This is a genomic window from Mycobacterium rhizamassiliense (assembly GCF_900157375.1).
Classification (GTDB): Bacteria; Actinomycetota; Actinomycetes; order Mycobacteriales; family Mycobacteriaceae; genus Mycobacterium; species Mycobacterium rhizamassiliense.
Genome location: NZ_LT721901.1, coordinates 3,343,883 through 3,362,308 on the forward strand (window position 1 = coordinate 3,343,883; position 18,426 = coordinate 3,362,308).

Annotated in this window: 22 protein-coding genes and 1 pseudogene; 12 read left to right on the plus strand and 11 right to left on the minus strand. The window is 68.2% G+C overall.

All coding sequences use genetic code 11. The features are described 5' to 3' along the window. Positions 1-37: 37 nt before the first annotated feature. Positions 38-859 (minus strand): enoyl-CoA hydratase, encoded by an 822-nt coding sequence (locus MRAB57_RS16400; protein ID WP_077088291.1) that lies wholly within the window; start codon positions 857-859, stop codon positions 38-40. Between the two features lie 100 nt (positions 860-959). On the opposite strand from MRAB57_RS16400, the gene MRAB57_RS16405 reads away from it, so the two are divergent. After that, positions 960-2,042 (plus strand): CaiB/BaiF CoA transferase family protein, encoded by a 1,083-nt coding sequence (locus MRAB57_RS16405; RefSeq protein WP_077088292.1) that lies wholly within the window; start codon positions 960-962, stop codon positions 2,040-2,042. Positions 2,043-2,093: 51 nt separating this feature from the next. After that, a complete protein-coding gene (locus MRAB57_RS16410) occupies positions 2,094-2,846 on the plus strand; it encodes a 3-hydroxyacyl-CoA dehydrogenase (protein WP_077088293.1) in 753 nt (250 codons plus the stop codon). A 135-nt stretch (positions 2,847-2,981) separates the two neighbouring features. On the opposite strand, the gene MRAB57_RS29415 is transcribed toward MRAB57_RS16410, so the two are convergent. Next, the gene (locus MRAB57_RS29415) at positions 2,982-3,113 is read right to left on the minus strand and encodes a hypothetical protein (protein WP_108638097.1); all 132 of its coding nucleotides are present in this window, start codon (positions 3,111-3,113) and stop codon (positions 2,982-2,984) included. Between the two features lie 293 nt (positions 3,114-3,406). Between MRAB57_RS29415 and MRAB57_RS16420 the strand changes: the two genes are divergently transcribed. Beyond that, the gene (locus tag MRAB57_RS16420) at positions 3,407-5,740 is read left to right on the plus strand and encodes an MMPL family transporter (RefSeq protein ID WP_077090632.1); all 2,334 of its coding nucleotides are present in this window, start codon (positions 3,407-3,409) and stop codon (positions 5,738-5,740) included. A 158-nt stretch (positions 5,741-5,898) separates the two neighbouring features. Beyond that, a complete protein-coding gene (locus MRAB57_RS16425; RefSeq protein ID WP_077088294.1) occupies positions 5,899-6,552 on the plus strand; it encodes a class I SAM-dependent methyltransferase in 654 nt (217 codons plus the stop codon). A 3-nt stretch (positions 6,553-6,555) separates the two neighbouring features. On the opposite strand, the gene MRAB57_RS16430 is transcribed toward MRAB57_RS16425, so the two are convergent. Continuing rightward, on the minus strand, positions 6,556-7,272 hold the full coding sequence (locus MRAB57_RS16430; RefSeq protein ID WP_077088295.1) for an NAD-dependent deacylase: 717 nt from the start codon (positions 7,270-7,272) through the stop codon (positions 6,556-6,558). 46 nt (positions 7,273-7,318) lie between these two features. Between MRAB57_RS16430 and MRAB57_RS16435 the strand changes: the two are divergent. Next, a pseudogene (locus MRAB57_RS16435) lies at positions 7,319-7,683 on the plus strand (Rv1152 family transcriptional regulator). Positions 7,684-7,692: 9 nt separating this feature from the next. Here MRAB57_RS16435 and MRAB57_RS16440 read toward each other — a convergent pair. Genes MRAB57_RS16440 through MRAB57_RS16450 form a run of 3 tightly spaced genes read right to left on the minus strand, consistent with a single transcriptional unit; the run spans position 7,693 to position 9,939 of the window. Continuing rightward, entirely contained in the window at positions 7,693-8,535 is an 843-nt protein-coding gene (locus MRAB57_RS16440; RefSeq protein ID WP_245835942.1) for a class I SAM-dependent methyltransferase, read from the minus strand. A 37-nt stretch (positions 8,536-8,572) separates the two neighbouring features. Beyond that, on the minus strand, positions 8,573-9,403 hold the full coding sequence (locus MRAB57_RS16445; protein ID WP_077088297.1) for a class I SAM-dependent methyltransferase: 831 nt from the start codon (positions 9,401-9,403) through the stop codon (positions 8,573-8,575). Positions 9,404-9,417: 14 nt separating this feature from the next. Beyond that, the gene (locus MRAB57_RS16450; protein WP_077088298.1) at positions 9,418-9,939 is read right to left on the minus strand and encodes a DUF1697 domain-containing protein; all 522 of its coding nucleotides are present in this window, start codon (positions 9,937-9,939) and stop codon (positions 9,418-9,420) included. 32 nt (positions 9,940-9,971) lie between these two features. Here MRAB57_RS16450 and MRAB57_RS16455 point away from each other — a divergent pair, with 32 nt between their 5' ends. Both MRAB57_RS16455 and MRAB57_RS16460 read left to right on the plus strand, forming a co-directional pair. Further along, a complete protein-coding gene (locus tag MRAB57_RS16455; RefSeq protein WP_077088299.1) occupies positions 9,972-10,415 on the plus strand; it encodes a PPOX class F420-dependent oxidoreductase in 444 nt (147 codons plus the stop codon). A gap of 9 nt (positions 10,416-10,424) precedes the next feature. Further along, positions 10,425-10,616, plus strand: coding sequence for a DUF5302 domain-containing protein (locus tag MRAB57_RS16460; protein ID WP_077088300.1), 192 nt, complete (start codon positions 10,425-10,427; stop codon positions 10,614-10,616). Positions 10,617-10,647: 31 nt separating this feature from the next. On the opposite strand, the gene MRAB57_RS16465 is transcribed toward MRAB57_RS16460, so the two are convergent. Continuing rightward, positions 10,648-11,187, minus strand: coding sequence for a nuclear transport factor 2 family protein (locus MRAB57_RS16465; RefSeq protein WP_077088301.1), 540 nt, complete (start codon positions 11,185-11,187; stop codon positions 10,648-10,650). 112 nt (positions 11,188-11,299) lie between these two features. Between MRAB57_RS16465 and MRAB57_RS16470 the strand changes: the two genes are divergently transcribed. After that, on the plus strand, positions 11,300-11,878 hold the full coding sequence (locus MRAB57_RS16470) for an HhH-GPD-type base excision DNA repair protein (protein ID WP_077088302.1): 579 nt from the start codon (positions 11,300-11,302) through the stop codon (positions 11,876-11,878). A 25-nt stretch (positions 11,879-11,903) separates the two neighbouring features. After that, positions 11,904-12,050: a DUF1059 domain-containing protein gene (locus MRAB57_RS16475; protein WP_077088303.1), complete on the plus strand. Its 147-nt coding sequence runs from the start codon at positions 11,904-11,906 to the stop codon at positions 12,048-12,050. 54 nt (positions 12,051-12,104) lie between these two features. Here the strand turns inward: MRAB57_RS16475 and MRAB57_RS16480 are convergent, their stop codons facing one another. Continuing rightward, positions 12,105-13,211: an Rv1157c family protein gene (locus MRAB57_RS16480; RefSeq protein ID WP_077088304.1), complete on the minus strand. Its 1,107-nt coding sequence runs from the start codon at positions 13,209-13,211 to the stop codon at positions 12,105-12,107. Positions 13,212-13,260: 49 nt separating this feature from the next. Further along, complete coding sequence (locus MRAB57_RS16485) at positions 13,261-13,950, minus strand: hypothetical protein (RefSeq protein WP_077088305.1); 690 nt, start codon at positions 13,948-13,950, stop codon at positions 13,261-13,263. A gap of 113 nt (positions 13,951-14,063) precedes the next feature. Between MRAB57_RS16485 and MRAB57_RS16490 the strand changes: the two genes are divergently transcribed. Further along, a complete protein-coding gene (locus MRAB57_RS16490; protein WP_077088306.1) occupies positions 14,064-15,371 on the plus strand; it encodes a mannosyltransferase in 1,308 nt (435 codons plus the stop codon). Here the strand turns inward: MRAB57_RS16490 and MRAB57_RS16495 are convergent. Both MRAB57_RS16495 and MRAB57_RS16500 read right to left on the minus strand, forming a co-directional pair. After that, the gene (locus tag MRAB57_RS16495; RefSeq protein ID WP_077086674.1) at positions 15,368-16,357 is read right to left on the minus strand and encodes an IS481 family transposase; all 990 of its coding nucleotides are present in this window, start codon (positions 16,355-16,357) and stop codon (positions 15,368-15,370) included. The genes MRAB57_RS16490 and MRAB57_RS16495 overlap by 4 nt on opposite strands. Before the next feature lie 105 nt (positions 16,358-16,462). Further along, positions 16,463-16,747, minus strand: coding sequence for a 4a-hydroxytetrahydrobiopterin dehydratase (locus tag MRAB57_RS16500; protein ID WP_077088307.1), 285 nt, complete (start codon positions 16,745-16,747; stop codon positions 16,463-16,465). Positions 16,748-16,885: 138 nt separating this feature from the next. Here MRAB57_RS16500 and MRAB57_RS16505 point away from each other — a divergent pair, with 138 nt between their 5' ends. Then, positions 16,886-17,818: a TIGR03619 family F420-dependent LLM class oxidoreductase gene (locus MRAB57_RS16505; protein ID WP_077088308.1), complete on the plus strand. Its 933-nt coding sequence runs from the start codon at positions 16,886-16,888 to the stop codon at positions 17,816-17,818. 7 nt (positions 17,819-17,825) lie between these two features. Beyond that, positions 17,826-18,218 (plus strand): (deoxy)nucleoside triphosphate pyrophosphohydrolase, encoded by a 393-nt coding sequence (locus MRAB57_RS16510; protein ID WP_077088309.1) that lies wholly within the window; start codon positions 17,826-17,828, stop codon positions 18,216-18,218. Positions 18,219-18,426 lie beyond the last annotated feature (208 nt).

The following is an 18,426-nucleotide window of genomic DNA, read 5'->3' on the forward strand; positions in this document are numbered from 1 at the left end:
GAACCGACGCATAGAAGGATGGCCAATTCGGCGGGAGTTAAGCCTGCAGTTGATCGGTGAAGTTGGGAGTGCGCCGCTCCTGGAATGCCGTTGCGCCCTCCCTTAAGTCGTTCGACCGCAACAAAATGGACTGTCCGCGGTACTCCCGCTCCAAGGCGGCATCCAGCTCGGTCAGCGTGGCCGTATTGATCGCGTCTTTGGTTTTGGCGAAGGCGACCACTGGACCGGTCAGCAACGTCGAAATCACCTTGTCCACTTCGGCGTCGAAGTCGTCGGCCGGATAGACGGCGGTAACCAGGCCCGCGGACAACGCCTCGGCCGCCGGCAACCGCTCGGCGAGTATCGCCATGCGCATCGCACGGATCCGCCCGATCGCCGCCGCGACCAACGCCGACGCGCCACCGTCGGGCATCAACCCGATCTTGGTGAAGGCGAGCATGAAAAATGCTTTCTCAGAAGCCAATACGATGTCGCAGGCCAGTGCGATGGAAACACCGACGCCCGCCGCCGGTCCCTGAACGACGGCGACCGCCGGGTGCGGGAGCGCCGTGATGGCCCGGATCAGTCGGTTGACTTCGATGATGATTTCGTCCGGCGGGACTCCGCCGCTGCCGGACATGTCGTCGGCGCTAATGCCGGCTCCCGAGCAGAAGCCTCGACCGGCGCCGCCCAGCCGCACCACCTTGACGTCTGGGTCGTTCGCGGCGCACTCGATCGCGTCGGCGAGCCCGCTGATCACCGGAGTCGTCAGGGAGTTCAGGCTGTCGGGGCGGTTGATCGTGACCGACAGCACGCCCTCGGCGAGCGTGACGTCGAGGCCTGCAACGGGAGCGAGCGTGGCGACTGCGGATTCCGGCATGGGCTCACCCTAGGTGACCGGGTTGCGCGGCCATTCCGCGCAGCTGCGAAGATGCCAACTGAGTTGACACGCGTCAGAGCAGACGAAAGGTCGGTGGGTCATGGCGGGACCGCTCAAGGGACTGCGGGTAGTGGAGCTGGCCGGCATCGGGCCGGGGCCGCACGCGGCGATGATTCTCGGGGATCTGGGCGCGGACGTGGTGCGCATCGATCGACCGTCGGTGAATCCCGTTGCCGCCGTGCGCGACAGCACCAACCGCAACCGGCGCATCGTGGCCGCGGATCTCAAATCCGACGAGGGCCGCAAGCTGGTGCTCGACCTGATCGCCAAGGCCGACGTCCTGATCGAGGGTTACCGTCCCGGCGTCACCGAGCGGCTGGGCCTCGGCCCCGCGGACTGCGCCAAGGTCAACGAGGGGCTGATCTACGCCCGGATGACCGGCTGGGGGCAGGAGGGCCCGCGCAGCCAGCAGGCCGGCCACGACATCAATTACATCTCGCTGAACGGCATCCTGCATTCCATCGGCCGGGTGAACGAGCGGCCGGTGCCGCCGCTGAACCTGACCGGCGACTTCGGTGGCGGCTCGATGTTCCTGCTCGTCGGCATCCTCGCCGCGCTATGGGAACGACAGACCTCCGGCAAGGGGCAGGTGGTGGACGCCGCCATGGTCGACGGCTCCAGCGTGCTGTCCCAGATGATGTGGCAGTTCCGCGCCTCGGGCATGTGGACCGACGAGCGCGGCACCAACATGCTCGACGGCGGTGCGCCCTACTACGACACCTACGAGTGCGCCGACGGACGCTACGTCTCGGTGGGTGCGATCGAGCCGCAGTTCTACGCGGCGATGCTGGCCGGGCTCGGCCTGGACGGCGCCGACCTGCCGGACCAGAACGACGCCAGTAGGTGGCCGGAGCTGCGGGCGGCCCTGACCGAGGCCTTCGCCGGCCACGACCGCGACCACTGGGCCAAGGTGTTCGCCCAGTCCGACGCCTGCGTGACCCCGGTGCTGGCGTTCGGCGAGGTGCAGACCGAGCCGCACAACACCGAGCGGGACACCTTCTACGAAATCGACGGCCACCTGCAGCCGCGGCCCGCGCCGCGGTTCTCCCGCACCGCGAACGACCTGCCCAGTCCTGCGGTGTCGGTGCCCGACGGCCAGGATGTGCTCAAGGACTGGGTATAGTCCCGACCAACAGGTTGGTCGGCAGGATCGCAAGCAGGAAAGGACTCTTCGATGGAGATCAAGGACGCCGTAGCAGTCGTCACCGGAGGAGCGTCGGGCCTGGGCCTGGCCACCACCAAGCGGCTGCTCGACCGCGGCGCGCAGGTGGTCGTGATCGACCTCCGCGGCGAGGAAGCGGTTCGCGAGCTGGGGGACCGTGCGCGCTTCGTCGAGGCCGACGTCACCGATGAGGCCGCCGTTGGCAAGGCGCTGGACGCCGCCGAGTCGATGGGCACGCTGCGCATCAACGTCAACTGCGCCGGCATCGGCAACGCCATCAAGACGCTGTCCAAGGACGGGCCCTTCCCGCTGGACGGCTTCAAGAAGGTGATCGGGGTCAACCTGATCGGCACGTTCAACGTGCTGCGGCTGGCCGCCGAGCGCATCGCCAAGACCGACCCGGTCGGCGAGGAGCGCGGCGTCATCATCAACACCGCCTCGGTCGCCGCGTTCGAGGGCCAGATCGGTCAGGCCGCTTACTCGGCCTCCAAGGGTGGGGTCGTCGGGATGACGCTGCCGATCGCCCGCGACCTGTCGCGCGAATTCATCCGCGTGGTGACCATCGCGCCGGGGCTGTTCAAGACCCCGCTGCTGGGCTCGCTGCCCGAGGAGGCGCAGAAGTCCTTGGGCAAGCAGGTGCCGCACCCCGCCCGGTTGGGCGACCCCGACGAGTACGGCGCGCTGGCCGTGCACATCGTCGAGAACCCGATGATCAACGGCGAGGTCATCCGTCTCGACGGCGCCATCCGCATGGCGCCGCGCTGAGCGCCGGACGACAAAACGAAAGCCCCCGCCGTGGCGGGGGCTTTCGTTATTGAGTCACGATCAGTGGGATCGACGGAACCATCGACTGACTGCGGGTTCGGCCATGAGTAGCCGCGCGAGCATGCTCATGATCGGTCAGCTTGCCGTTTGCAGGGGGTGCCAGTCGTCGAGCTGCTCGGAGGTCTCACCCTCGACCAACATGTCGCCGTGGTAGAGAGCCTCGAAGTCCGCCTTGATGACGTCTGCACTCGTGTCGTCGATCCACATGACACTGAGCGTAAGAGCAACCATTAAGGAATCTTTGAGCCACGGTTCGGAAAATCGTGGCAATTTACTGGCGGGTAGGTTTCCCGCCGGTAATACGCGGATTTTCGGCCCTCGCGACGGTCCCGCGCGTCCCGTTGCGACCAGCGGTCAACTTCTTTGCTGGCCGCATTGAACCATTCGGGCGCACGCCTCGTACCTGCAGAGAAACTGTTTGACACCTGTAAGAAAGCGCTGATAGGTTCCCGCGGGGCGGCGCCAGCCGGTGGCCGCCACCGGGGGAGGACGCAACTATGTTGTTGCAACGGATCGCTCGACTGGCCATCGCCGCACCGCGTCGAATCCTTGCCGTGGGCGTGTTGGTCTTCATCGCCGCCGCGGTCTTCGGTATCCCCGTCGCCAAGAGCCTGGCACCGGGCGGCTTCCAAGATCCCCAGTCCGAGTCCGCGCGGGCCATCTCGGTCCTCAGCGACAAGTTCGGGCAGAGCGGCCAGCAGCTGCTGCTCCTGGTGACCGCGCCCGGCGGCGCCACCAGCGACCAAGCCCGCGCCGTGGGCACCGACCTCGTCGCGGGGTTGCAACACTCACCGCTTGTCTACAACGCGACCTCGCCGTGGACCCGGCCCGTTCCGCTCGCCCCGGGGGCTTCGGACGACCTGGTCACCAAGGACGGCAAGTCGGGGTTGATCGTCGTCAACCTCAAGGGCGGCGAGAACAACGCGCAGAACAACGCGCAGACCCTGGCGGACCAATTCGGCCACGACCGTGACGGCGTCACCGTCCGCGCCGGCGGCTCCGCGATGGAGTACGCCCAGATCAACACGCAGAACCAGGACGACCTGTTGGTCATGGAGATGATCGCGCTCCCGCTGAGCTTCCTGGTGCTGATCTGGGTATTCGGTGGGCTGCTGGCCGCGGCGCTGCCGATGGCCCTCGGTGCGCTGGCGGTCGTGGGCTCCATGTCGGTGCTGCGGTTGTTCACGTTCACCACCGAGGTGTCGGTCTTCGCGCTGAACCTGAGCACCGCGCTGAGCCTGGCCCTGGCCATCGACTACACGCTGTTGATCGTGAGCCGCTACCGCGACGAGCTGGCCGAGGGCAGCGATCGGGAAGAGGCGCTGATCCGAACCATGGCGACCTCGGGTCGCACCGTGCTGTTCTCCGCGATCACCGTCGCGTTGTCGATGTCGGCGACGGCGCTGTTCCCGATGTACTTCCTGAAGTCGTTCGCCTACGCCGGCGTGGCCACGGTGGCCTTCGTCGCGGTCGCGTCCATCGTGCTCACCCCCGCTGCGATCGCGCTGCTGGGCCCGCGGCTCGACTCGCTGAACGTGCGCAGGCTGGGGCGGCGGCTGCTGGGCCGCTCCGAGCCGGTGCACAAACCCGTCGAGCAGCTGTTCTGGTACCGGTCCAGCAAGTTCGTGATGCGGCACTGGGCGGCGACCGGCCTGGTCGTGGTCACGCTGCTGGTGCTGCTCGGGCTGCCGTTCACCTCGGTGAAGTGGGGCTTCCCGGACGACCGGGTGTTGCCGCCGTCGACGTCCTCGCATCAGGTCGGCGACCAGATGCGCGAAAACTTCGTGCACGACTTCGCGACGTCGGTGCCGGTCGTCGTTCCCGACGCCGGCGGCCTGAGCCCGGCGGATCTCGACAAGTACGCGGCCGACCTGTCGCGGGTCCCCGACGTGTCGGCGGTATCGGCGCCGGGCGGGACCTTCGTCGGCGGAAACCGGGTGGGGCCCCCGGCGGCGGCCACCGGATTGGCCGACGGCAGCGCCTTCGTGACGGTGGGCAGCACCGCGACGCTGTTCTCGCAGGCCTCCGACACTCAGCTCAAACGCCTGCACCAGGTGGCCGGGCCGGGTGGCCGATCCGTTGAGATGGCCGGTATCGCGCAGGTCAACCGCGACAGCGTCGACGCCGTGACCGACCGGCTGCCGCTGGTGCTCGGCGTGATGGCCGTCATCACGTTCGTGCTGCTGTTCCTGCTCACCGGCAGCGTGCTGCTGCCCGTCAAGGCGCTGCTGTGCAACGTCTTGTCCCTGACCGCCGCGTTCGGCGCGCTGGTGTGGATCTTCCAGGACGGACATCTCGGTGCGCTGGGCACCACGCCGAGCGGCACGCTGGTGGCCAACATGCCGGTGCTGCTGTTCTGCATCGCGTTCGGCCTGTCGATGGACTACGAGGTTTTCCTGCTCGCCCGCATCCGCGAGTACTGGCTGCGCTACCGGCCGGCGAATGCGATCGCCAAGCAAGCGCACGCCGCCAACGACGAGGCCGTCGCGCACGGCGTCGCGCGCACCGGCCGGGTCATCACCGCGGCGGCACTGGTGATGTCGATGTCGTTCGCCGCGCTGATCGCCGCGCACGTGTCGTTCATGCGGATGTTCGGCCTGGGCCTGACGCTGGCGGTGTTCGCCGACGCCACGCTGGTGCGAATGGTCGTGGTCCCGGCGTTCATGCACGTGATGGGCCGATGGAATTGGTGGGCGCCCAAGCCGCTGGTCTGGATACACGATCGGTTCGGCATCGAAGAAGGCGAACCCGTCGAACCGATCAGCCCCGTCGAGATTTCACTGAAGCACGACGACGACGAACCGATCGGCGAGCCGGTACCGCAGATCTTCTGACAAAAAAACCGCTCCTGGCATTCAGGATTTGTCGATAAGGTTGTGGTGTCCGGTCTTGAGTGGACGCGTGCTGACCGGTTCCGCTGGTTTCACGCGATGCCTGGTGGGGGCCGGGCTGAGCTCACAGAGCCACACTGATCTGCTAAGGAGTCTCGGGTATGACGCGGGGGGCGGTTTACGCGGCTCAGAGGGTCGACCACCCATTCTTCGCTCGGGTGTGGCCGGTTGCCGTCAACCACGAAGCCCTATCGGTTCGCCGTCTTCGGGAGGAGAATCTGGCCGGGCTGACCGGCCGCGTGCTGGAAGTCGGCGCGGGCATCGGAACGAACTTCGACCTCTACCCCGATTCCGTCGAGCAGGTGATCGCCATCGAGCCCGAACCGCGCCTGGCCGCCCGGGCCCGCGCCGCGGCCGCGGCCGCCCCGGTTCCGGTCCAGGTGATCGGTGCGACGGCGGAGGGGTTCCGCTGCGATGAGCTGTTCGACGCGGTGGTGTGCTCGCTGGTCCTGTGCTCGGTGGACGACCCGGTAGGCGTGCTGAGCGACCTGATGTCGTTTCTTCCTCCGGGCGGGCAGCTGCGCTACCTCGAGCACGTCGCCAGCCCAGGCGCGCGGGGCCGGTTGCAGCGGTTCGCCGACGCGACGGTGTGGCCGGCGCTGCTGGGCAATTGCCACACCCACCGTGATACCGAGCGCCTGATCGCCGAGGCCGGCTTCGAGGTGCAGGCCACCCGGCGCGAACGCACGCTGCCCCTCTGGTCGATCCGGCCGGTGGTATCCGACTTGGCAATCGGCCGGGCCCGCAGGCCCTAGGCCCTACTTCAGCAGGGCGGGCAGCCGCTGCAGCAGACCCGGCAGCGCTTGGCTGGCGGATTCCCGGATGCTGATCGTGGCGCTTGCGGACAGCGGGGTGGGCTCGGGATTGACCTCGATCACGGCCGCGCCGCTGGCCAGCGCCAGGTCGGGCAGGCCGGCCGCCGGGTAGACGATGGCCGAGGTACCCACCACCACCATCACGTCGGCCGCGCGGGTCGCCTCCACGGCACGCTGCCACGGCCCGTCGGGCAACGGCTCGCCGAACCAGACGATGTCGGGCCGGATCAGGCCGCCACACCGTTGGCACACCGGGGGTTCTACCTCCAGCGCGGGCTCGGGCATCGCGGGCAGCGGCTCGTTGTAGGCCAAACCGCAACTGGCGCAGCAGAATTCGAAGAGGCTGCCGTGTAGGTGGTGCACGGGGGAGCTACCGGCCCGCTCATGCAGGTCGTCGACGTTCTGGGTGATGACGCTGACCTCGACGTCGGCCTGCCATGCGGCGATCGCGCGGTGCCCGTCGTTGGGTTCGACGGTGGACACCAGGTAGTGACGCCACAGGTACCACCCCCACACCCGTTCCGGGTTGTCGCGCCAGCCCTGTGTGCTGGACAGTTCGTAGGGGTCGAAGCGGGCCCACAGTCCGTTCTTGTCGTCGCGAAACGTCGGCACGCCGCTTTCCGCGGAGATCCCCGCGCCGCTGAGTACCGCCACCCGCATTGCTCAAACATAGTCGGGCCCGCGCGAGCTGGGTGATACTGGATACGTGGAGCTGCGCGATTGGCTACGGGTCGACACCAAAGCGGGCAAGCCGCTGTTCGATCAACTCCGAACGCAGGTGATCGACGGGGTCCGGGCCGGCGCGCTGCCGCCCGGCAGCCGGCTGCCCACGGTGCGCGACCTGGCCGGGCAGTTGGGCGTCGCGGCCAACACCGTGGCTCGCGCCTACCGCGAGTTGGAATCCGCGGCGATCGTCGAAACGCGCGGGCGCTTCGGCACTTTCATCTCCCGCTTCGATCCGACCGACGCCGCGATGGCGGCCGCGGCCAAGGAATACGTGGAAGTGGCGAAAGCGCTTGGCCTGACGAAGTCGGACGCGATGCGCTACTCACCAACGTGCCCGACGAGTGAGAACCGGCGTCAGCCGAACTCCAGCATCGTCACGGTCGGACGCACCGGCTCGAAGAACGGCGTGTGATAGACGACCGTAGCCGCGGCGTTGAACAACGCCCCCCGTCCCGGGGCCGGCTTCAGGTCGCGCACCGCGCGCACCCCCGGCACCGTGTTCACCAGGTCGGCCGCCTCGCGGGCGGACAGGCTGAAAGGCATCGGCGGCACCCGGTACCGCCGCGAGGGACGCATGGCGCCCCAGCGGGTCATTCTTGAGAACCAGGCCGGCGGTACATCGAAGAGCATCCGGCCCCCCGGAAATCGCTTGGCGCACTCGGCGATTAGCCCAAGTGACTGTTCGGGCTGCAGGTACATCAGCAAGCCCTCGGCGGTGATGACCACCCCGTCGGACGCGTCGACCGAATCCATCCAGCTGTAGTCCAGCGCGGACTGGGCCAGTAGTGTTACCCGCGGTGAGGCCGGCAGCAGGCGGGTGCGGACGTCGATGATGGGCGGCAGGTCGACTGTCAGCCAACGGAATTGGGCGTCGGGGCGCGCGGCGTCGAGTCGCCAGAAGCTGGTCTGCAAGCCCTCGGCGATTGCGACCACCGTGGCCTTCGGGTGCGCATCGAGATACGACAGGGTATGGATGTCGAAGACCCGGGCCCGCAGTGCCATGCCCTGGCTGCCGGCCGTACCGAACTTCGCGAAGTCGAAGTCGATGGCGTCGAGCAGCGCGACCGCCACGGGATCGTCGATGACGGCGTCGGGGCGCCGGGCCTCCGATGCGCGCGAACTCAGCGTCAGCAAGGCAGTCTCGGAGACGCCGCTGAGGGTGACGTTCTCTTTTGCGGGCTGTTGTGCGGAGGTCACCTGAACAAACTTACCTACCATGCTGTTCGCGTGTGCGTCAGCCGAACTCCAGCACCGTCAGGCACGGCCGCAGCGCCCGCAGGAATCGGGCGCGATAGATCAGCGATACCCAGGCGTTGAACACCCGGCCGCGTCCGGGCGGCAGCCGCAGATCGTAAACTTCACGCACCCCCGGCAGGCTGGCCAGGCGGGCGGCCTGGGGCGCCGACAGGCTGAACGACAACGGGGGCACCCGGTACCGCCGCGAGGTCCGCAAGCCGCGCCTGCCCAATCGGGCGAACAGCGCCGGCGGCAGGTCGAACATCATTCGGCCACCCGGAAATCGCTTGGCGCACTGGCTAATCAGCCCCAGCGCCTGCTCGGGTTGCAGATACATCAGTAGGCCCTCGGCGGTGATGAACACGCCCCGGCTGGGGTCCACCGAGTCCATCCAGCTGTAGTCCAGGGCCGACTGGGCGCGCGTCGAAGCCCGGGGAGAAACCGGGAGCAGCCGGGCCCGCAGGTCGACGATTTCGGGGAAATCGACTGTCAGCCAAGGGAATTGAGCATCTGGAATGGCCGCGTCGAGCCGCCAGAAGCTCGTCTGCAGGCCTTCGGCCAGCGCGACCACCGTCGCGTCCGGGTGCCCCGCCAGGTACGAAAGGGTCTCGATATCGAATAGCCGCGCGCGCAGCGCGGTGTCCTGCCGCGCGCGGCCGAACTTCGCGAAGTCGTAGTCGATCGAGTCGACCAGCGCAATCGCCAGCGGGTCGTCGATGGGCGGCTCGGGCCATCGGGCCGCCTGCGCCCGCGCGTTCAGCGTTAGCAGGGCCGTCTCGGAAACACCGCCGAGGGACACGGACTCTTTCGCGGGCTGTTGTGCGGTCACCGGTACAAACTTACTCACCTCAGCACTTTGGCGAGGGTGCGCAGGTTGCGGGTCGTGGTCGACGATTTGTAGCGCGGCTTGCCCATCGTCTTGCCGATGGCGCTGTCCAGCGTGGCGCCCTTGGGCACCTGCCAGTAGATGACGCCGTCACCGCGACGGATCTTCTCCTCGGCGCCAGCCTGGTCGCCCAGCTTGGCGAGCTCGCCGAGCACCGCGGCGTCGGCAACGAACGTGACGTAGGACTGGTAGCCGTCGACCTCGCGTTCGAACGGGTACGCGGCGTCGATGGCACGCACCGTCTCGAGGTCGTAGGCGAGCACCCAGGCGTCGTAGCCGAAGTTTTCGCGCAGCGCCGCCTCGGCCTTCTTGCGCACACCGGCCACCTTGGCCGTCGAGTCCAGCACCACGTTCCCACTGGCCAGGACGGTGCGCACGTTGGTGAACCCCGCGGCGGTCAATGCGGCGGCCACGTCGGCCATCTTGAGGTTGACGCCGCCGACGTTGACGCCGCGCAGAAATGCCGCGTACGTGGTCATATTTCGATTTCACCACGACGTAGGCTCGTTACATGGGACGCCAAGTCTTCGACGACAAGCTGTTGGCCGTGATCAGCGGAAACTCCCTCGGGGTGCTGGCCACCATCAAACGCGACGGCCGGCCCCAACTGTCGAACGTGAGTTATCACTTCGACCCGCGCGAGGTGGTGGTGCGGGTGTCGATCACCGAGCCGCGGGCAAAGACCCGCAACCTGCGCCGCGACCCCCGGGCCTCGATCCTGGTCGACGCCGACGACGGCTGGTCGTACGCGGTCGCCGAGGGCATCGCGGAGCTGACGCCCCCGGCGGCCGCCCCCGGCGACGACACCGTCGAGGCGCTGATTGCCTTGTATCGCAACATCGCTGGCGAGCATCCGGACTGGGACGAGTACCGGCAGGCGATGGTCACCGATCGCCGGGTGCTGCTGACGCTGCCGATCTCGCACGTGTACGGCATGCCGCCGGGCAAGCGCTAGGCTGCCGGTATGGCTGAATCGAAGTCCAAGCAGGACGCTGCGGGGGCAGAGGACGATAACAAGCGCAAGTTCCGCGAGGCCCTGGATCGCAAGATGTCCAAGTCGTCGGGCGCGTCCGACCACAAAGACACCGGCGGCAAGCAGTCGCGGGCGCACGGCGCCGCGGGCAACCACCGGGAGTTCCGCCGCAAGAGCGGTTAACCCGTTGGGACGCAGGGTCTTTCGTCGGGATTCAGGCTTGGGGCGCGAAGAAGCCGATCGACGGGTCGGCCTGACCCGGCTGGCCGCGCAGGCTGCCCCGGGTGCTGGGGTGTTCGAAGTTCACCTGCGACGGGTCGTTCTGGTATGACCAGTCCGCCACGATGGTGCGCGCACTGAACTTCCACCGGCCGTCGTGTTTGGTGTAGTTGTCCAGGTACCGCCCGCCGATGATCACGTCGATGTCGTGGCCGGGACCGGCGAAGGTGTGGAACACCAGGCAGTAGACCTCGCCGCGGGCGGTCTGATGGTCAGGGCCCTCGACCACGAAGTTCGTCGTAGTGATGTTGTGTTGGGAGACACGCACATACGGCTCGGCCGCTTGCAGCTGCGCGATGAACTGCTCGACGCCGCCCGTCGAGAACGAGCCGTGCGAGTCCGTCGCGTCGGGGTGGTACAGCTGCCGCAGCGCCGCATAGTCGGAGCGGTCGACGGCCCGGCAATAGGACGTGACGAGCTGATGCAGTTCGTCGCGGGCCAGCATCAGCTCCAGTTTGGCGTCATCGACCACCACGCCACCATAACCGGGTGGTTATCTGCTGGTCGCCGCCACCGTCGCGGTGAGTACTCTCCCAACCATGGCCCATCGGTCCTAGGGTGTTCTGCGGAAGGGTTGGTTGTAGACAGTGAAACTGTGGCTCGCTCAAGATCCCGAGGCCGACGCGCTGCTGGACGAGAATCCGCTGGCCCTGCTCATCGGGATGGTGCTCGATCAGCAGGTGCCCTTCGAGACCGCCTTCGCGGGACCGAAGAAGATCGCGGACCGGATGGGCGGCGGGAGTCTCTCGGCCGCCGAGATCGCCGACTACGACCCCGACAAGTTCGCCGCGCTGTGCTCTGAAAGGCCTGCAATACACCGGTTTCCGGGGTCGATGGCCAAGCGCATCCAGACCCTGGCGCAGATCGTCATGGACCGCTACGACGGTGACGCCGCCGGCCTGTGGACCGCGGGCGACCCCGACGGCGACGAGCTGCTGAGGCGCATCAAGGGGCTGCCCGGCTTCGGCGAGGTGAAGGCGCAGATCTTTCTCGGATTGCTGGGCAAGCAGTACGGCGTCACCCCGAAGGGCTGGCGCGCGGCGGCCGGGCAGTTCGGCAAGGCCGGCACGCACATCTCGGTCGCCGACATCGTCGACGCCCAGTCGATGAGCGAAGTGCGAGCGTATAAAAAGCAGATGAAAGCCGCGGCCAAGGCGGCCAAGTAGATTCACCAGAAGGGAAGGCACCAACGTGAAGACACACATCACGTGTCCGTGCGGAGAAGCCATCGTCGGCAAGGACGAGGACGAGCTGGTCGAGCTGACCCAGGATCACCTTTCCAAAGTGCATCCGGGCCTGGACTACGACCGCGACGCGATCCTGTTCATGGCCTACTGACCTGAAGCGAGCGGGTGCCGGGGATCGGACACCCGCTCGCACCAGGGGAGGGGCTTACGGCACCACCGTCGAGCCGATGGTGGGCATGAACTGGCACTGCTTTTCTTTGGTGGTGACCTGACCGAAGATCGTCGACATGATGCTGCCCGGGCCGGTGTCGGCGATGGCGGTCAATGTCGTCGGCCCCTCGGGGTTGATGTCGGTGCGCGGCTTGAGCGTCACGGTGCCCGACTTGCCCGTGGTCAGGTTGACCCAGGTGACGTTCAGCGGCAGCTTCTGCGTCTCGGCCGGTCCGGGTGTGCCGACCGCGGTGAACACATAAGCGGTCTGGCCGGGTCCGGGGCCGGGCGTCGGAATCTTGGCCGGCCCGGCCACCGATAGCGCCGTCGCTATCGCGCTGGTGCCGTCCGCAAGGCAATTCGTGCCGATCGACGGGTACATGAAGTCCTGCGTGACCGGGGCGTCAGGGCCGAAGCCCGGAGCCGCGGCGGCCGGCGCGGGCGCCGGAGCGGGAGCGGCGGGTGCGGGTGCCGCCGCCGGGGCAGGGCCAGGTGCCGGTCCCGTTGCGGGAGCCGCCGCAGGCGCGGGCCCAGGTGCCGGTCCCGTTGCGGGAGCCGCGGCCGGCGCGGGACCAGGTGCGGGAGCCGCCGCCGGAGCGGGGCCAGGTGCGGGTCCCGGCGCCGCGGCGGGCGCGGGACCGACCGCGTGGACGGGGTCGACCCCCTGCGGCAGGTGGGACTGGAAGCCGGGCTCGATGCCGACCGCCGGTACATGCTCGGCCGGCAAGGTCGGGGCCGCGGGCGCGGCGGCGGGTGCCGCGGCGGGCGCGCCGGGAAGCGGCGAACCCGGTTCCTGGACAAACTGATTCACCGCCGCCGCCACGTTCTTGGACTCGGCGGGTGCCGCCGGGGTGTGAGCGAACGCCTGTGCGGCGGCCATCAGCAGCTGGGTGGCTTGGCCGGGATCGCCGGCCGCCTGCTGAATGATCGGGCTCAGCTGCGATAGCGCGGGCAGGCCCGGTAGCTGCTGGGCGGGGTTCGGTTGCGGTGCCGGCAGCGGTGCCCCCGGATCGGCCGCCGCGCTCGGGCAGAGCCCGAACGCGGCAGCCGATGCCGTGACGACAGCGGCCACACCTTTGGACAGATTCCAAGTGCTTCCCACGATGTCCTCCGGTCCTCGGTAGTGGGTTAGTCGTCTAACGGGCTGCCGGTCAGGGCAGTGCGGACAGCAGCCCCGGCGCCGCAAGCGGCGCAGGCGCGGCGGGTGCGACCGCGGCAGGTGCCGTCGCCGCCCCGGGGATGAGACCCGAGGTGAGCGCCGACAAATCACCCGGCAACGACAGCTTCGGCGGCACGTTCAGCGGCATGCCGGGCAGCGCCGGCATGTCGACCTTCGCCACCTGGGGCAGGTTCGACGTCGGTGCGGGCGCGGCGGCCGGAGCCGTCTGCGTCAGTCCCGGGATCGCGTTCAGCCCCGGAAGCGACGGAGCCGCGGGAGCGGCCGGCGCCGCCGGCGTGGTGGCCTGAGCCAGCCCCGGGATCGCGTTCAGTCCGGGGATCGACGGAGCCGCGGGCGCCGCCGGGGTGGCCGGCGACAGGCCGGGGATCGACGGGACCGCCGCCGGAGACGTCGCTGTCCCCGCCGAGGCCGGGGTCAGGCCCGGGAAGGTGATGCCGGGGCTGGCCGGTGCGGCGGGCGGCTGCGCGCCGAGCGCAGTCGCGAAGTTCTGCAGAATCTGCGGCGCGTTGGCCACCGAAGCGATGAGTTGCTGCGGAATGTTCTGCATCGGGTCCGGAACCGCCGGAACGGGATCGGCGTGGGCGATGCCGCCCGTCAGTAGCGCTGCGGATGAGCCGACAACAACGGCGGCGGCTTTCGCGTAAGTCCAAATGGTTGGCATTGCTCCCCCAAGGGATCGACAACAGGTGACTGACCCGAAGCTACTTTGATGCTGATGGGACTCAAGTGACACGTGTGGCATTTATTTGATCGTTACGGATCCGAGCGGCAGCGGTGACCCAACACCCGCGAAATGCCCGTCGCACTAAAGTCGGGCGGATAGAAAACATTTCGGCCGCCCCGGCGGCACCCACGACCCGGCGGCTGGCGAGTCTGCTCAATACGGCCGCGCCGCTGCTGCTGATCGTGAGCGTGGCCGCGCGGCTCGGCTGGACGTACCTGGCCCCGCACGGCGCGAACTTCGTCGACCTGCACGTCTACTTCGGCGGGGCGGGGCAGCTCGACCATCCGGGCGCGCTGTACAACTACGTCTACTCCGAGCAGACGGCGGACTTCCCGCTGCCGTTCACCTACCCGCCCTTTGCGGCGGTGGTGTTCTATCCGCTGCACCTGCTGCCGTTCGGCGCGGCGGCCTTCGGATGGCAGGTCGCGATGATCGCCGCGCTGTACGGCGTGGTCCGGGTCAGCCAGCGGCTGATGGGCGTGCCGCAGGGGGCGGGCCGGCGTGTCGCGATGGCGTGGACGGCGATCGCGATCTGGATCGAGCCGCTGCGCAGCAACTTCGACTATGGGCAGGTCAATGTCTTCGTGACGCTGGCGGTGCTCTGGGCGGCCTACACCACGCGCTGGTGGCTGGCCGGGCTGCTGATCGGCGTGGCGTCCGGCATCAAGCTGACGCCGGCGATCGGCGGCGTCTATCTCGTCGGCGTCCGGCGTTTCGGCGCGGCCGTGTTCTCGGCCGTCGTCTTTTTTGCCACGGTCGGGGTGTCGGCGCTGATCGCCGGCGACGAGACCCGCTACTACTTCACCAAGCTGCTGGGCGACGCGCATCGCGTCGGGCCCATCGCCACGTCGATCAATCAGTCCTGGCGCGGCGGCGTGTCGCGGATCGTCGGCCACGATGCGGGTTTCGGCGCGCCGGTGCTGATCGGGATCGCCGTCACCGCCGTGCTGGCCATCCTGGCCTGGCGCGCCCTGGATCCCGCCGACCGGCTGGGCAAGCTGTTGGTGGTCGAGCTGTTCGGCCTGCTGATGTCGCCGATTTCGTGGACGCACCACTGGGTGTGGCTGGTGCCGCTGATGATCTGGCTGTTGCACGGCCCGCTGCGCGTGCGGCGCGCCGCGCGGATCGCCGGCTGGGGCTGGTTGGCGCTCACCGTCATCGGCGTGCCGTGGTTGCTGTTGTTCGCGCAGCCGACCATCTGGCAGATCAGCCGTCCCTGGTACCTGGCCTGGGCCGGGCTGATCTACATCGTGGCGACGCTGGCCACCCTGGTTGTGATCGCCGCCGGCCGCGGACGCGCCGCGGAACCGGTTGGTCCCGGGCAGCCCGCCGCGAAGGCGGCCTCACCGCTGGGCTAGCTGTACTGACCTGAGAGGTTAGGTACGCGGCTAGCGGGTGGTTGACCTTTGAGTGCCGTGTGGCCGCGGTGATGATTGTAGATGTGTAGCCAGGTGGTGAATTGCTCACAGCGTTCGGCATCGGTGCGGTAGAGCCGGGCGTAGGCCCACTCGTCGGCCAGTGTGCGGTGAAATCTCTCCACTTTGCCGTTCGTCTGGGGTCGATACGGGCGGGTCCGGCGATGTTCAACGGTGCCCAGCGCATCGCTGAATGCGTGTGATCGATAGCAGGAGCCGTTGTCGGTCAATACTTTTCGTACTGTTATGCCGCGTTCGCTGAACCACGATTGCGCGCGGATCCAAAACGCGGCAGCTGTTTCTTTGCGCTCGTCGGTCAGCAGTTCGCTGTAGACCAGCCGGGAGTACCCGTCGATGGCGGTGTGCAGAAAGTGATAGCCGCGCCGCGGATTGCGGTATTGGGTTGTGATGCCGCCGCTTTTGTCGGCCTGTTTGTTGCGCTTGCCGACGGCTTTGCCCAGCATCCGCCACCCGCCGCCAGCGGGGATCTTGCCGAGCTTTTTGACATCGACATGGACCATTTCGCCGCATTGGGTTGCCTCGATGCGGCGAACGACACGGCCGGTGGGGCGATCTAGCCAACGCAGTTTGGCCAACCCGTAGCGGGCCAGCACGCGGTGCACGGTCGAGGGATGAAGGCCAAGCAAGTAGCCGATTCGCGCAGGCCCCCATCGCCGCGTAACGCGGACCTTGATAATGCGCCGCTCCCTACGAGTGGGTGTGCGATTCGGGCTGCGATGGGGCCGAGAGCTGCGGTCGGCCATGCCGGCCTCCCCAAGTGCGCGATAACGGCCTGCCCAGCGCGCCGCGGTGGTTACCGCGACCTGGAAACGTTCGGCGGCCCGGCGCAGCGGCCAACCGTCCTCGACAACACAACGAGCAAGCCGCAGCCGACCCGTTTCTGACAATGGGGCATTACGGTGGGACACGAAGACCTCCGGTAGTGAGTGCTTTCCTAGACAGCTCGCACTTCACTCGGAGGTCTTCGTCATGTCACCACGCCACGCCGTCACCAACGTCCGTGGTCAGTACAGCTAGCCCGCGACGATGCCGTTGATGTCGCGGGCCATCTCGACGTCGTTCTTGGTGATGCCGCCCTCGGAGTGCGTGACCAGTGCGAAAGTCACCGTCCGCCAACGAATATCGATATCCGGATGGTGATCCTTGCTCTCGGCGTGCTCGCCCACCCGGCGCACCGCGTCGATGCCGGCGAGGAAACTATCGAACTTGATCGAGCGGCGCAGGGCGCCGTCGGCCCGCTCCCAGCCGTCGAGTTCGGGCAGTGCGGCGTCCACTTGTTCATCCGTTAACACAGCCATAGGCCCAACGGTACCGCTGTGGGCGCGGGATAGCTCCCCGCCCGCGGGTGTTCGACGGAAGTCGTTGCACGGCAGCCATTTCCAAAAATTCACCGGTATGACCGGCGGCCGGGCGGCGGTGGTCGGTTAACCTACCGCATGGCCTCCATACAGCTGTCCATGGGAATTCCCTCCTTCTCGGCCGAGGCGCCCCCCAGCTGGGACCATCTCACCGACTGGGCGCAGCTGCTGGAGCGCTGCGGGTTCGACCGCGTGCTGGTGTCCGAGCACATCGCGTTCGGCATGAACATGGACGCCTACGCCAACCCCGCGACGGGCGGAACCGAGGGTGGGCGCCAGCCCACCGGGCCCGACGGGCATTGGCTGGAGCCGCTGACCGTGCTGACCTTTCTTGCGGCGCGCACCGATCGCATCCGGTTGGGCACCAACATCCTGCTCGCCGCGTTGCGGCCCGCCGCGGTCCTCGCGAAAACCGTTGCGACCCTTGATGTCCTATCCGGCGGCCGAGTCGACCTCGGTGTCGGCGTCGGCTGGCAGCGCGAGGAATACGAAGCCGCTGGCGTCGACTTCGACGGCCGCGGGGCCCTATTGGACGAGACGCTCGAGGTGTGCCAGCGGCTGTGGCGCGAGAACGAGGTGAGCCACAGCTCGGCCCGGCTGAGCTTCGACCGGATCCATCAGATGCCCAAGCCCGCCCAGCCCGGCGGGGTGCCGATCTGGGTGAGCGGGACGGTCAACCGGCGCGTCGCCCGTCGGCTCGCCCGTTTCGGCAGCTGCTGGATCCCGTGGGGCGCCGACGCCCGCGACATCGCAGGCGGGATCGGGCGGATGCGGGCCGAGGTCGAACGCGCCGGCGGCGACCCGGACGGCTTCGGCGTCAGCGGCGCGCTGCGCGTGAAGGCCGGCGCGGACGGCCGGCCCGACCTGGCCTCCGTCGCGACGGCCGCGGCGGCCCAGGCCAAGGCCGGGGTGACCGATCTGCGGGTGACCTACTGGCCGCTGGCCGCGGAGAACCGCGAGCGCGACCTGCGCGCATTCGTCGAGGCGGTGCAGAGCGCCGTCGGGGGCTGACGCGGCCGTGCCCACGCAGATCGTCGTCGCCGGGGCCGTCATCCGCGGCTCCACCCTCCTGGTGGCGCAGCGCACCCGCCCGCCCGAGCTGGCCGGCCGCTGGGAACTGCCCGGCGGCAAGGTCGCGCCGGGGGAATCGGAGCCCGACGCGCTGGCCCGTGAGCTGGCCGAGGAGCTGGGCCTACGCGCCGACGACGTGGTCGTGGGGGACCGCCTGGGCGCCGACATCGCCCTGGACGGTGCGGTGACGTTGCGGGCCTACCGGGTGCGGCTTATTCGGGGCGAACCGCACCCGCACGACCACCGCGCGTTGCGCTGGGTGAGCGCGCAGGAGTTGCCCGGCGTGGACTGGGTACCCGCCGATCGCGGCTGGTTGAACGACCTGGCCGCAGCCCTCTGAGCTGGCTCTCGACAAGTCCACAGTTTTCCCTCAGCCAACGTCCAGCGCCATGGCAGCGGACACGCGTGAAACTGGGAGCTAATTGCAGCCAACAGTCCTAACCTCGTAAGTACATGCCGATAACGATCGCGATGAATGTCTCGGCGGCGTGGCGACGGCGTCGACGCCGGATCAGGCGGGCTTGGACTGACGGGCAGCCAACACCTCT